The organism is Pedobacter panaciterrae (assembly GCF_013204795.1).
Classification (GTDB): Bacteria; Bacteroidota; Bacteroidia; order Sphingobacteriales; family Sphingobacteriaceae; genus Pedobacter; species Pedobacter panaciterrae.
Map to the genome: position 1 here is coordinate 1,574,593 of NZ_JABMKW010000020.1, position 13,349 is coordinate 1,587,941.

A 13,349-nucleotide genomic window follows, 5' to 3' on the forward strand; every position below is an offset into this window, starting at 1 on the left:
ACCATTAAGCGATATTGGCATGCTAAAGAGAAAACCTATTCATACCCGTTTTTCAACAACAACACAGCACCTGGTTTGGCCGTTAACTCCAAAAACCCGCTTTCAGCGGATTTTATTTTAAAACCTGCGTTTGAAGCAATAAAATGAGTTTTAAACGGCAGTTTTAATTTAGTTACTCCTCCTTTTTCTGAAACGATCTTGACTTCATCTACCTGTCCTCCAGCTTTTTTTGCACTTACAAGAAAAGCTCCTTCTGTACGCAAATTTTCAAATGAAGCGTCTTTCCATTCGGGTGGAACAGCAGGCATAATTTCAATAAACCCTGCATAACTCTGCAATAGCATTTCTTGCAAGCCCGCTGCAAATGCAAAGTTACCTTCCAGAGTAAAGGGTCTGTATTGAAATTTCGATAGTCCTGATTTTGTTTGATCTCCGTTTAAATGGAAGCTATTTATAGAGCAAAAAGCCCTGGCAAATGTCTGTAGATCTCTTGCTGCACCGGCTCCATCTTTTGCCCTTGCCTTAATGTTTGCAAGCCAGGAATAAGAGTACCCACACCAGTAATCTGGCCCTACCTTATCCAATAGCTGTATCGTATTCTTTATAATGGCTTGAGCTTTCGGTCCGTCCTCCCATTTTATTAGCCCTAATGGATGGATAGCCATCATATGAGAGAAATGTCTGTGCGATTCTTTATAATCCAGACCTGGGGCAAATCTAAGTTCATCCTTATCTGTTATCGCGAAATCATCAAACTCATTTAAGAGTTTATTCCACCGCAAGGCTTCGGCTTTCAATCCAAGTTCAGTAGCAAGTTCCTCCGCAGCTTTAAACGTGAATTTCATTAAAGCCAGATCATAGTTTGTATTTCCCAAAAACCAGGCACTAAGGTCATTGTCGTTTATCTCCGGACTTGAACTAATTTTCAATTTCCTGTGTCCGTTTCCGTCTTTAACCGTTATGTTTTCAAGAAACAGGGCTGCTCCTTTGATCCATGGATAAGCTTTATTTTTAAGAAAAACCTTATCCATACTGTAGCGCCATTGCAGGTAATAATGTTGTCCAAGCCATGAAGAAACTGTTGGTGATAAAGAGTATTGAATCCATCCGCCCATTTCTGTACCATCCAGGGTTGTTACTCCAGGCACAGCAATACCGTCTGCACCAAAATAAAGCTTAGTATAGCGCTTATAGTTTGCCTTATTTTGCTCGAGATGATTAATATAGCCCATTGCTTCACCAAGGTGATTGCCACTATATGCCGGCCAATAGCTAAGCTGAGTATTTAAGTCATGATGATAATCCCCTTTCCATGGTGGTATCCTTCCGTTATCGGCAGTCCACACCGCCTGCAACGAAATTGGAGGTGCATCTGATCTTGCTACAGAGCCGAATTTATATTGCTCTAAATACCATTGTTTCTCAATCAACGTATCGGGTACATGAATTGCCGACTTGCTCCAGAAATTACTCCACCACCCCACATGTGCAGTAAACTCTTTGTTAAAACTAGTGGAAATGGCATTTTGAGTAACAACAGCAGCTTTTCTATTAGCAATCTTATTCGGATACTGAGATGAAATACTCCAAACTCCTTCAACAGTTTTACTGTCAATTCTTTTCCATCTCACGTTGATATCGTAACTAAATCCACCCCAGCCTTCCTGATGATAAGTTATGCTATTTCCATTTTGCTGAATTGTTCCCTGTTTGTATCCCAATCTCGATAGGTCATCACCGCCTACCGGATCGCCAGAAACTTTAACCTCTCCCTGATATTTTGGTGCAATCAAATGTGGTTTAAAATCGTTGCTTATATTTTCAAATCTAAACCAACCCAATGGCTTTACGGCATCAACAAAAGTTTTTAGCACAATGCCATTTGTCCAGCGCACCTTACAAACTGCATCTTTTAAAGATAAATGAACATCTTCGGCCTGCCCCCAGTCCTTGGTTTCAAATTCAAGAGCGCCCCCAGGTATTTTCGAAGGTGCAGGTTCCCTATCATAAGGCGCATCAAAATAGTCTTGTACAGGCTTATAATCCTTTTTATTCACCTGATCTATTACCCATTTATAACTAAACTCTTTCCGATGCAAGCCCTTCATAGGTCGCATGTCCCAAACATCTACCCTATCCAGAGAGAACCTTAGCCGTTCTCCCTTTTGCCAAATCAAAGCACCTAAAGTCCCATTGCCCAGAGGTATAGCTTCGTCCCATTGGGATGCCAGCTTATTGAAATGCAGATCGTGTTTCGGAGACTGCGCTATTGCAGTAATCGATGTAAAAATAAAAAGGAGTAATGCAATTGTTCTGTTCATAAGATTTCCTAACCTGGTTTAAAAATAGGTTATTTTATTTTAAGTTTTGCATCTCCTCCTCCACATTCTCCTCTTCTCTGGCTTCTATAAATTCAGTTCCATGTTTGGTACGGATAACCGGCAATACAGGTGGTGTACCGCCCAATCCGATCCCAAAACAAGCTAATATTATCATTACAATGAGTCCAAAAAGACGCATTGTTTTCTTAAAGCGTTTCATAAAAAAAATTATAGGAAAAAGCCTTTCGGCCAATAAACCTCTCGTGAAAAAACAATAAATAGTCTTAGAAAATTAAACTACGCCGGGAGGCTTGTTTTTGGAGATGTGGGATAAAAAAGGAATCTCAAAGCACATAATGTGCCCATTAGAAAATTAATAAATAAAACTAGAACTGCATTAGCATTGAACTGAACATGAACAATGCTATTTTTCACCATCAGGAGATTCCTGAAAACATATTTGGAGGAAGAAATTTTGGAATAAATCCAATTGACCTTACCAACAAAACTCTTGTAGAATATTTTATGCCTCTTTGTTCCATTCTGACTAACGATCCTTTCCTCAGTTGGATACGCCGTCGAATTAACAGAGGAAATAACATTGGCTGCGCCGGATAATGTAAATAAGTTTAAGAACATAAAAAACCCAACTACCCAGCGGAGTAGCAGTTCTTTATAATTCACAGACTTCATTTTCATCATATTAAATCAAAGATAGTCAATTTCAAAAACTTAACGCTGGTGTTAATTCTTCGCAATGAAAGCCCTTATCTTTTAAGATATAATTAACCATAGGTGCACAAGGAACAGAGCTTACTACACTTAGTATTCTATCAATTCCCTCGGTCCTGAATGACCAATTGTTCTCTCCAAATATGATATCCAATATAGGTCTGATAGAAATCAACTCATATTTATCTTTTACCGAAGTTTTAAAACTAATTGTGTTCATCGCTTTATGATCTATCTAATGAATAACTTACCATAAAGATGAGGGTTATTACTAAATCATGCCAGTTCTATCCGGCTAAAGCAGACAAAAAACTCGACGAGTGGCCATAAAACATCGGTGAAAATTTCCAAACAGCAATGTGATTATTCAATTTGCACCCAGGTATAGCTCTCAGGCTTAAGCGTACAGGTATACGATATCTCATAATCTCTGTTTAATGTGTACTTTTTAGCCACTCCCTCCTTCTCTTTCAAAGTGGCAGTGCCGGTTAAACCTGTATAATATAATGGAACCTTTATGGTACGGGTAATTTCCTTTTTCGATGGATTGTACAACATCATTAAACCTTTGGTTTTTAGACTAGGGTTTACATGTAATATTCCATCCCAATCTCTCCCATCAGCTCTTCTCAAATGGATAATTTCCGAGTTCAATATATCTCTGTATTTCTTATACCAATCAATCACCTTAATTACAGTTTGCTTGGTAGCATCCGTATCATATAAGCGTGGGCCCCGATAACAAGCTTGCACACCTGCTCCATAATACTGCATCATTAACTGTTCATAGTCTTTTAGATGGTCATTCAAAGGTTCCAGAACTGCTTCGGCTCCTCCTCCCTGATAAACTGTTAAAGGAACAAATCCCCAACTCATAGACGAAGTTTTTTCCCATGTCCCATCAAATATATTCTGGCGGTTAAGGATCATCTGATTTGCTCTTGGCAATGAAAAATTCACCTCCCTGTATCCTATCGCTATTTTGTGTGTTCCATCCAGAAAATACCAATCGGGCGCATTTATATAAACGCCCTTTTCATTTAATGAACGATACAGGTCCTTCTGAATTTCCATTTGTCTCCATTGCGAATCCTCAAGACCTTTATGTCCGGGGTGTGCGGTTGAAGCACATACATCACCTGGATATGGGCCATCATTTTCCCAAATATCAAAGCCGGTATGAGCATAAAAATTCTTTATTTTATCACGATAGCTCAACCCCCATTTACTACCAAAGCATGGTGCATTCCCAAAGAAAGCACCACCTGGTTTACCGGTTTTAGGACTTATTACGTCGTCCTCGTCACTTATTTTTCTGGAGCTAAACAAAGAATAACTTCCAATAAATACTTTTTTACTATGTGCATAATCTGCCAGTTCCTTCCACTTTTTAATATTAGCTGCAGAGGTGTCTTCCATATTACAATGACTGCCGAAACTTAATATTAATGCTTCATAACCCGTTGCGGCACATTGATCTATCGCTGTGCGCACCTGTTCATCATTTTTGCTAACCAAATGCATAAAAATTGGATTAGCGGTAGTCCATGGTGCTATTGTATTGTACATTTTACGTATAGCCAAACCTCTTCTCTCCCTATCATAGCTATCCATTAATAATTCAAGTGTACGCACAGACTTAAAAACACCGCCTTTCTCCAGTTCAATGCCGGGAGCTTTATCGGGATATACTTCTAATAAACAAGGTGTTTGATAATCGTAATTAACCTGCGAGGTATATGTCGAGTCAACCTTCCAATGTGTGGTTTGATCGCTTAAATCATATCGCATTGCATTATTAAAGGCATAGTTTGTTTCCAGGTAAATACCTTGTGGTTTAGCCATTTTTTCTGGCGATCCAACTACAGCGCTTTGCTCTTCAACCATTCCCAAAACTTCGCTAACTACACGGTCAATCTTAGACACTTTATCCGATTGATTCTGAACTGTTAACGATTTTACAATTAAAGGCAAACCATCATACAATTCGTAGTTTACATTTACCGTTAAGCCCTTCAGTTCATCTGCTCCTGCCTTATAAAGAAAAGACACCATCTTACCGGTAGGCTGCTGATTATTGCTTGCCCAAAATTTACTTTTCCATTTAATATATGGTGAAATTGGTTTTATATCGAAAGAAACAAATTGGAAAGCATTCTTATCAGCAGTAAAACGGTCAAGCCATTCAGGCAAAAGGTAAGCATTTTCCTTTTGACCCTTTAAACCTCCAACTTCATAGTCTTTTCCGTTAATGGTCAAACGGGCTTCTGCCTTTACAGACCTTAATAACTGCCTGCCATTTATAAGGTTAACATAATCTACACAGGCCACATTAGGTGTGATCCTAAAAACCCTTTTGGTCAATCCGTTTTCAAGAATTACGTCCTTATCTGATTTGTAAATAGCAGCTTTATATGATGCCGAATTTAATAACCAATCTGGTTTCGATGTGTCTTTAACAGATTGATTGTTCTGTGCGTTGACATTACTTAATTGACCCGCTAAGATCAGTGATATGCACGCCAAAGCATACCTCAAATTCGGAATATTCAATCGTTTCATGCTATTTTGCTTGTTTAACAGGTTTAGGAAAATAGTCTGTAGAACTTTTACGTTGGTTGTTAAAAAACAATGCGTAGCGGATTACCTCTCCTTTTTTCAACACCACTGGTTGTTTATAAACAGACGATTGCTCATTAACATCAGATCCGTCGGTTGTATATCTGATAGTACTTGCTTTAGTGGGATCATTAAGCGTTACTTTAACCGTGCTATCCTTGTTCACAACTGTTTCTATTACAGCAACCGGAATTCTAAACTGAATTCCCTGTTTATCATATCGTTGATATTGAGTGCTCAACCTGCCCTTAAAATCCTCAAAATTCTTCAACGCTTTTGGTGTCCAGTCAATTTCTGCCAATGCCGCAATGCGAGGATAAACCATATATTCAAAATAATCTTCTGTTCCAATAAACTCAGTCCACAAGTTCCCTTGCGCACCTAAAATGTGCTTTGCTTCAGTTTCGGTTAACGCTGGGTGTACTGGTTCAAAAGCGTATACACTATCAATTGGCACCCAATAACCAATAGCCATAGGTTCGATTTTAGGATCAGCCTGATAGCCATCAATATACAAATGCGAGTATGGCGACATAATTACATCGTGGCCACTTTTAGCAGCTTTCAAACCACTTTCAACTCCTAACCACGAATGTACAGTCGCATTATCTGCAAGACCTCCCTGCATAATTTCTTCCCAGCCAATTATCTTTTTCCCTTTACTATTGATGAATTTTTCCATTCGCTGTATAAACCAGCTTTGTAATGCCGCCTCATCTTTCAAGCCTTCCTTTTTTATACGTGCCTGACATTTAGGGCAGGTATGCCATGCATCATGCGGAGCTTCATCGCCGCCTATATGAATATATTGAGATGGAAACAATGGCATCACTTCATTTAAAACATCCTCCAAAAATTTAAATACGGTATCATTACCTGCGCAGTAAAGATCTTTAGAAACTCCCCATACTTTTCTTACCTCAAATGGCTTTCCATTCTCAAAACTAACATCTCCACAAGCCAGATAAGGATAGGCTGTAATGGCCGCTACCGAGTGTCCTGGCATTTCAATTTCAGGAATCACTTCAACAAATCTCGATGTTGCATAAGCTACAACTTCCTTAATCTGTTCCTGAGTATAATAGCCGCCATATTTAATACTGTCAACATCTTTCTTCCTGTTCGGACCAATCTGTGTCCCATTTCTGTAAGCTGCAATTTCCTGCAGTTTCGGATATTTTTTTATTTCTATTCTCCAACCCTGATCTTCTGTTAAATGCCAATGAAACTTGTTTAATTTATGTTTAGCCAACTGATCTATAAATTTCTTTATATACTCTACAGAAAACATATGGCGACAATTGTCCATGAGCATTCCTCTCCAGCTAAAGCGGGGTTCATCTTCTATATAAACACAAGGCAACTTCTTAACTCCATTAACTGGCACCAGTTGTAATAATGTTTGTATACCATAAAAAAGACCATTTTCGGTTCCTGCTTTTATAGCAACGCCATTTGCATTTACCTCCAGCACATATCCCTCTTTTGAGGTAACTTTTGAATCAATATTAAGACTAATGGTTTTTGCTTTTCTCTGCATCCACATGCCTGTACGCAGCTCGGGTTTAATTCCAGCAGTTTCCTCTATTGAAGATTGGGCAAACATTGCCAGGTCTTTTAAATTAGCTGAAGGATAACTGATGTATACATTTTTGTCTAGCGTAAGACTTCCTTTTCGCTCTTCCAATTTCGCCGGTAAAGGAATTAAAGAAATTTTGGATTGTGCAGACAATTTGAGGGTGCAAATCATCAACAGAGCTATTGATAACAGTCGGTTCATGTGTGGGTGTTTGGTCATTTAAAATAAAACAGTTATTGTTTAGTCTTGTAAACTAATGCTAGTTAACTGTTTTATTTTAAAATATCAATCACATACGTTGCGCAAACCTTTGCGTAATTTTACTAAAACTCTATTCTGTAATTTATAGTTGGTATAATACCTCCGACACCCCTCTTCTATTTTGCTTCTACGCGGAAAAAAAAATAAAGCATTAGCGGTTTCCTATCTGGTACCAAAAACTTTATCCCAAATATCAGATGTCACCCCATATTTTGTTGTAGAGTCATCATAATGGTGCAACATGTGCTGTTGCTTAAGTTTTTTCCAGAAAGCATTTTTGAATTGTGCATGATGCAACATGTAATGCGTCATGTCGTAGCATAAGTAACCAAAAATAAATCCGGCAAAAAAGCCTTCAAGCATGGCCGGAGCAAGTAACCATTTAAAAAGAAAGAAAAATGCCAGTGCCAGTGGTATGCTTGCAGAAGGCGGCATCACCAGTCGCTGTGCGTCGTTTGGATAATCATGATGAACACCATGAAAAATAAAGTGAATTCTTTTACCCCATTCAGACTTTGGATAAAAATGAAAAACAAAGCGATGAAGCACATATTCAGTTAAGGTCCAGATAAATAATCCTAACAGAAAATATCCAAGAAAACCTAAGATTCCATTTGTGCTGAATGAGACCCAGGAGAAATACCCTACAACCGGAACATACACAATAAGCGGTACAAAATATGGGACTTTAGATAAACCCTCAAAAAGTGGGTTTTTAAACATTCTAATCGATTCTCTAGAATTAGATACAAAATTCTTCTTCATCACAACTAATTTTTGATGGTTTTCAAACGAGAGTTCTAAATTACGGCTTTTCTTACACTTCCCATTACCTAAAATAAGTAATTTACCAAATTTTGATACTTCTTAATATCTGAATTTCATGGCTACATAAGGATACCAACCCTCATTTGAATGGCCCATTACAAAACGAAACACGGTTAAGGATGCCGGAGCAAAATATAAACCCGCTCCGTACCCCTGATGCCACACATCAGAATTTTCTCCTTTTCTCCATACCCTGCCCACATCATGAAAACCCAATAGTCCAAATTGACCAGGTAGTATATAATTCATAAAATTCGCTACTTTTACACGCAATTCTAAATTATTATACAAGCTATGTTGGCCACCAAATCTAAATTCTCTATATCCAAGTAAATTACCCTGCCCTCCCAGAAAACTGGATTGATAAAATGCCTGTTTACCAACCGTAACACCACCCCCAATTCTATCCGTTAATACAAACCGGCTTCCTTTATCTATCTTTTGATAAACGGAGAATGAACCACTCAGCTGTGCCATAGAATTCGATTCGCCATTTATACCCTTATAAGCCTGTAATTTACTTTCTAAGAATGTGCCCGAAGTAGGTAAAATATCACTATTACGATTGTTGTTTGTAAAATTTGCCACTACTCCTGCATACAACTTATCTTTTGTTATGGTTGCACTATCCGGCGAATGCAACTCTGAGGTATTGTTAATGAAACGACCTTCATTATCATCTTTACTATATCGGTAATACTGCAGTGACGGGCCTATGCTAAAGGTAGATTTTGACAGTCTCCATCTTATGGATGGATCTATCTGAAACAGGCTAAATCTTGCACGATAATATCTTACAAAATCTCCGGTTTTATTAAAAGTTGTTTCGTTACCTAAGCCATAAAAATTCTGTGAATTCTCTGGAGCAAAGGCATCCGCTTGCAATACAATATCCGCATTACCTAAAACTTTAAACATTTCTCCTCTATAATTGAATCTAAAACCCGATGTTGCAAAAGAGTGCAAAAATGAAAATGAATGTGTACTTCCATAAGGCAGTTTCCTAAAACCGGGTTGGGTAATTTTATATGATAAACCAAGCAAAACCCTGTCATCTATATTGTAACTGGCATTTAAAAGCAGCATCTTTCTTTTATAAAGATCTGTGTACACGAAGTGTGTATTAGAGGTGTCGTTATCCAATCTCTTAAGAAACTTGCTTGCATTCCCCGTAAAAGCTATGTTGTCATCTTTACCATAAACACGGATTTTACGAGGTGAGTTTTCTACATGAAATATTTTCTTACCCTCAACACTAATTATCCTTAATTTAATAGTTGAGGTTTTATTATCTAGTATCAAACTGTCGTTACCATCTTTCACATATAACCTAATTTCCCTGGTTACTTTTGGATTAAAAGTTCTGTTAAAAATAACATCCTTAATGTGTCCTTCCTTAGATATTTTATGGATCGTTACATTTAAAGCCTTATCCGGCCCATCTGTTATATTGATCAGCTCATTCTTATTACTTGCCTGTATATCAACTATACTATTTATAAAATGATAGTATTTATTCATCAATTCAGGAAGGTTCTTTCTTCTCTCTTTAAGCTGGGCCAGTATGCGACCATGGCGAAGAGAATATCCGGGTTCAGGTAGTTTTTTAAGGGCCTTTTCAAACACCTCGTCGGTTAAAGAAGCACAAAAATCCTTTACTACCTCGTTCCATTCCTTTTCATCTATCCCAGAAAACCATCTTCCATAAATAGCTCTTCCTTCCCAAAAGAACCAGTTAATATCAGGCAGGCTTCTTTCGTACCCCTGTATCATTGGCAATAGCCACGATGACTGCGCATATCTTGGCACAAGGCCTTCCGACAAATAAAAGACCTGATCTCTGTCTCTCGGAATTGGAAGATATTTCATAGTTCCATCAACATTCTTCTCAGGCTTCCATCTCCATTGATCTTCATGTCTATCCCAATCTCCCAGCAAAGCATCCAATGCTTTTGCTCTTAGTAATGCCCGGCCATCATAAATGTTATCATTATCATCTGTTAACTTGCGCATCATCTTTTCCGAATTATCAGTATCCCCAACAGGTTCTCTTTCCTCCAGTAAACAAAGCGTATTCTGGAACACCTTGGCAAATTCACCTAATCCGGTATCCGGCAATACCCACCCAATCATGGGATCGCTGTGTGGCACATTTACAGCATCTGCAATATCAGGGACTGCTAAGGCCGAGAATGGGTTCTGGGCCGACATATTATCTTTTACTACCGTACCCGCAAATGTTTTTCTGAATATTTCGGGCAACAATATTTCCGGAAACTTTTCTACACTTCTAAGTACCCACTCTTTGCCCTGTTTATCTACCAATCTTAACGAATGCGATTGATTGCCTCCACCCTTTTTGACCGGCGTTAACCCACCTTTAATTTCCGAAATTTTAATAATGGGTACTTTGGTACTCATCGCATACTCCTTACGGTAATTTTCTCCAAACAAAAAGCGATGAAACTTACTTACACTATCGTACTTAGGGTAGATTTTAATACTTATGGAGTCTTGCGCACTTGATACCAAGCTAGCCGACAATAAAACAACGGAGAGGATGAATCTAATCATACTTAAATATCTAAATATAAAGCTACGCATTTCTTAATCTATGGTAAGATTTAAAATAAAAGTTCCCCCTAAATTTGTAGTGTTATTTAAGAATTAAGTAATTAAACCACTAAAATAGGTAGCCATGAACAACAGAATTTTAGGCCTGCACCACATTACTGCAATTGCAGGAAACGCAAAAAAGAACTATGATTTTTATACCCGCATACTAGGTTTACGATTGATTAAAAAAACAGTAAACTTTGATGACCCACATACCTATCACTTTTATTACGGTGATGAACAAGGAACACCAGGAAGTATTTTGACATTTTTTCCATGGGAAGGAATTATGACCGGTCGACGAGGTTCAAGACAGGTAACCGAAATTGGGTACAGTGTTCCGGCCGGGAGTTTAGAATTTTGGCAAAACAGGTTTGAAGAAAACAATGTAATCTACAACAAACCTGCTGAAAAATTTGGAGAACGGTATCTGACTTTTCTTGATCCTGATGGATTAAAATTTGAACTGACTGAAGTTAAAACTCCTGATGCAAGGGCACAGTGGACCACGCCTGAAATAGGCAAAGAAAATGCAACCCATGGCTTTCATCATGTAACCGTAACAACCAATAAAATGGATGGTACTGCTAAAGTTTTAACAGACATTTTTGGATATAAATTGGAAAAAACTGAAGTGAACCGGTCACGTTTTGTTACAGATGCAGTAACCTATGCAGCCATTGTTGACCTTGTAGAGGCCCCTGGTGAAGCTGTTGGTCATGTTGCAAGCGGATCTGTGCACCACGTTGCCTTCAGGGTTAAAGATGAGGCTACTTTAATGTACTTTAGAGATAAGGTTGTGGCAATGGGTTTGAACATTACAGAAAAGATTGACCGTAACTATTTCTATTCTTTGTATTTCCGCGAACCAGGTGGTGTACTTTTTGAAATTGCTACCGATAATCCTGGTTTTACCGTTGATGAATCTTTAGAAGAATTAGGATCAAACCTTAAACTTCCTGCTCAATATGAAAACATGAGGTCAGAAATTGAAGGCATTTTACCTAAAATAAACTAATATGTACACACACAATAAAAATATTATAACTGCAGGTGTTCCTGTTGCTGAGGCTAAAAGAGCTATTGTTTTTTTGCATGGCCGCGGATCTACAGCTGAGGATATCATTTCTTTAAACAATCATTTAAAGGTGGATGATGCAGCTTTATTTGCTCCGCAAGCTACCAATAACAGTTGGTATCCATATAGCTTTATTGCTCCTGTTGAACAAAACCAACCAGCTTTAGATTCCGCACTTACAGTGATTAAAGACCTTGTCGGCGAAATTATCTCTTCAGGAATTCCTCAGGACAAAATTTATTTTGTTGGATTTTCGCAGGGTGCATGTTTAACGCTTGAATATATTACCCGAAATGCTGCCAGATATGGTGGTGCGGTTGCCTTTACCGGTGGATTAATTGGTAAAGAAATAAACATGAGGAACTATAAAGGCGATTTTCAACAAACGCCAATATTGATAACAACAGGCGATCCTGATCCTCATGTTCCGGTAAGGAGAGTTGAGGTAAGCGAGGGTATCATTAAAAAAATGAATGCAAAAATTTCTATGAAGATTTATGCAGGAAGAGTTCACACAATTAGTCAGAAAGAAATCGAATTGGCCAGACAACTCATCTTTGACGAAGTCTGATCAGAATTTGCTTAATAAAATCAAAATGGCACAAACAATATTACATACCGCTGCAACGCGTACAATTGCAGATCATGGCTGGCTTAAAAGCTATCAGACTTTTAGTTTTGGCATGCAGTATAATCCTGAAAGAATCCAATTTGGCGCCTTAAGGGTACTTAACGACGACTGGGTTAATGGAGGAAAAGGATTTGGTGAACATCCTCATGACAATATGGAGATTATTTCCATTCCTCTTGAGGGGGCCTTACAACACGAAGACAGCCTTGAAAACATAGCGGTTATTGAAGCAGGAGAAATTCAGGTAATGAGTGCAGGCACCGGAATTTACCATAAGGAGTTTAATAAAAACAGAAATGAACCTGTAAAGTTTCTTCAGATCTGGTTGTTTCCAAATCAACGTAATGTAACACCAAGGTATCATCAGGAAAGATATGATACTTTGATGAAGCCAAATCAGCTCACCCAAATCTTATCACCAGATAAAGATGACCAAGGTGTTTGGATCTATCAGAATGCATGGTTTAATATTGGTAAATTTGATAAGGGGATCAAAACAGATTACCATTTTAAAAACAAAGACAATGGCTTATATGTATTTGTAATTAGGGGCGATGTAAAAATTAACGATCAAATCTTGAATGAACGAGACGGATTCGGCATCTGGGAAACTGAACATGTAACCATTGAAGCAATTAACAATATGGAAGTCCTTTTAATGGAGGTTCCAATGAATTATTAATT

The 13,349-nt window shown here is 38.1% G+C and carries 10 protein-coding genes; 3 read left to right on the forward strand and 7 right to left on the reverse strand.

Features of this window, described 5'->3' with window-relative positions:
- Positions 1-35: 35 nt before the first annotated feature.
- The 7 genes from HQN86_RS25750 to HQN86_RS25780 all read right to left on the reverse strand — a co-directional run bounded on the left by HQN86_RS25750 (position 36) and on the right by HQN86_RS25780 (position 10,914).
- Positions 36-2,321, reverse strand: a complete 2,286-nt coding sequence (locus HQN86_RS25750; protein ID WP_172663705.1) for a glycosyl hydrolase family 95 catalytic domain-containing protein — start codon at positions 2,319-2,321, stop codon at positions 36-38.
- 34 nt (positions 2,322-2,355) lie between these two features.
- Positions 2,356-2,541, reverse strand: coding sequence for a hypothetical protein (locus HQN86_RS25755; protein ID WP_172663706.1), 186 nt, complete (start codon positions 2,539-2,541; stop codon positions 2,356-2,358).
- Between the two features lie 504 nt (positions 2,542-3,045).
- Positions 3,046-3,273, reverse strand: coding sequence for a hypothetical protein (locus tag HQN86_RS25760; RefSeq protein ID WP_172663707.1), 228 nt, complete (start codon positions 3,271-3,273; stop codon positions 3,046-3,048).
- A gap of 143 nt (positions 3,274-3,416) precedes the next feature.
- Positions 3,417-5,615, reverse strand: coding sequence for an alpha-galactosidase (locus HQN86_RS25765; protein ID WP_172663708.1), 2,199 nt, complete (start codon positions 5,613-5,615; stop codon positions 3,417-3,419).
- 1 nt (position 5,616) lies between these two features.
- Positions 5,617-7,452, reverse strand: coding sequence for a beta-N-acetylhexosaminidase (locus HQN86_RS25770; protein WP_172663709.1), 1,836 nt, complete (start codon positions 7,450-7,452; stop codon positions 5,617-5,619).
- 222 nt (positions 7,453-7,674) lie between these two features.
- Positions 7,675-8,277, reverse strand: coding sequence for a sterol desaturase family protein (locus tag HQN86_RS25775; protein WP_172663710.1), 603 nt, complete (start codon positions 8,275-8,277; stop codon positions 7,675-7,677).
- A 102-nt stretch (positions 8,278-8,379) separates the two neighbouring features.
- Complete coding sequence (locus HQN86_RS25780; RefSeq protein WP_172663711.1) at positions 8,380-10,914, reverse strand: BamA/TamA family outer membrane protein; 2,535 nt, start codon at positions 10,912-10,914, stop codon at positions 8,380-8,382.
- 124 nt (positions 10,915-11,038) lie between these two features.
- On the opposite strand from HQN86_RS25780, the gene HQN86_RS25785 reads away from it, so the two are divergent.
- From HQN86_RS25785 to HQN86_RS25795, 3 genes are read left to right on the forward strand one after another with little or no spacing between them, the layout of a single operon-like run.
- Positions 11,039-11,974, forward strand: coding sequence for a ring-cleaving dioxygenase (locus HQN86_RS25785; RefSeq protein ID WP_172663712.1), 936 nt, complete (start codon positions 11,039-11,041; stop codon positions 11,972-11,974).
- A gap of 1 nt (position 11,975) precedes the next feature.
- Positions 11,976-12,605 carry an alpha/beta hydrolase gene (locus HQN86_RS25790; protein WP_172663713.1) on the forward strand — a complete coding sequence of 210 codons (630 nt, stop codon included), beginning with the start codon at positions 11,976-11,978 and terminating at the stop codon, positions 12,603-12,605.
- A 25-nt stretch (positions 12,606-12,630) separates the two neighbouring features.
- The gene (locus HQN86_RS25795) at positions 12,631-13,347 is read left to right on the forward strand and encodes a pirin family protein (RefSeq protein WP_172663714.1); all 717 of its coding nucleotides are present in this window, start codon (positions 12,631-12,633) and stop codon (positions 13,345-13,347) included.
- The last annotated feature ends 2 nt before the right edge of the window (positions 13,348-13,349 follow it).

What these genes read in the sequence shown, in the direction of transcription:
- HQN86_RS25760 (WP_172663707.1), bottom strand. Translation starts at nt 3,273, where the DNA reads ATGAACACAATTAGTTTTAAAACTTCGGTAAAAGATAAATATGAGTTG.
- HQN86_RS25775 (WP_172663710.1), bottom strand. Translation starts at nt 8,277, where the DNA reads ATGAAGAAGAATTTTGTATCTAATTCTAGAGAATCGATTAGAATGTTT.
- HQN86_RS25750 (WP_172663705.1), bottom strand. Translation starts at nt 2,321, where the DNA reads ATGAACAGAACAATTGCATTACTCCTTTTTATTTTTACATCGATTACT.
- HQN86_RS25780 (WP_172663711.1), bottom strand. Translation starts at nt 10,914, where the DNA reads ATGATTAGATTCATCCTCTCCGTTGTTTTATTGTCGGCTAGCTTGGTA.
- HQN86_RS25755 (WP_172663706.1), bottom strand. Translation starts at nt 2,541, where the DNA reads ATGAAACGCTTTAAGAAAACAATGCGTCTTTTTGGACTCATTGTAATG.
- HQN86_RS25795 (WP_172663714.1), top strand. Translation starts at nt 12,631, where the DNA reads ATGGCACAAACAATATTACATACCGCTGCAACGCGTACAATTGCAGAT.
- HQN86_RS25790 (WP_172663713.1), top strand. Translation starts at nt 11,976, where the DNA reads ATGTACACACACAATAAAAATATTATAACTGCAGGTGTTCCTGTTGCT.
- HQN86_RS25785 (WP_172663712.1), top strand. Translation starts at nt 11,039, where the DNA reads ATGAACAACAGAATTTTAGGCCTGCACCACATTACTGCAATTGCAGGA.
- HQN86_RS25765 (WP_172663708.1), bottom strand. Translation starts at nt 5,615, where the DNA reads ATGAAACGATTGAATATTCCGAATTTGAGGTATGCTTTGGCGTGCATA.
- HQN86_RS25770 (WP_172663709.1), bottom strand. Translation starts at nt 7,452, where the DNA reads ATGAACCGACTGTTATCAATAGCTCTGTTGATGATTTGCACCCTCAAA.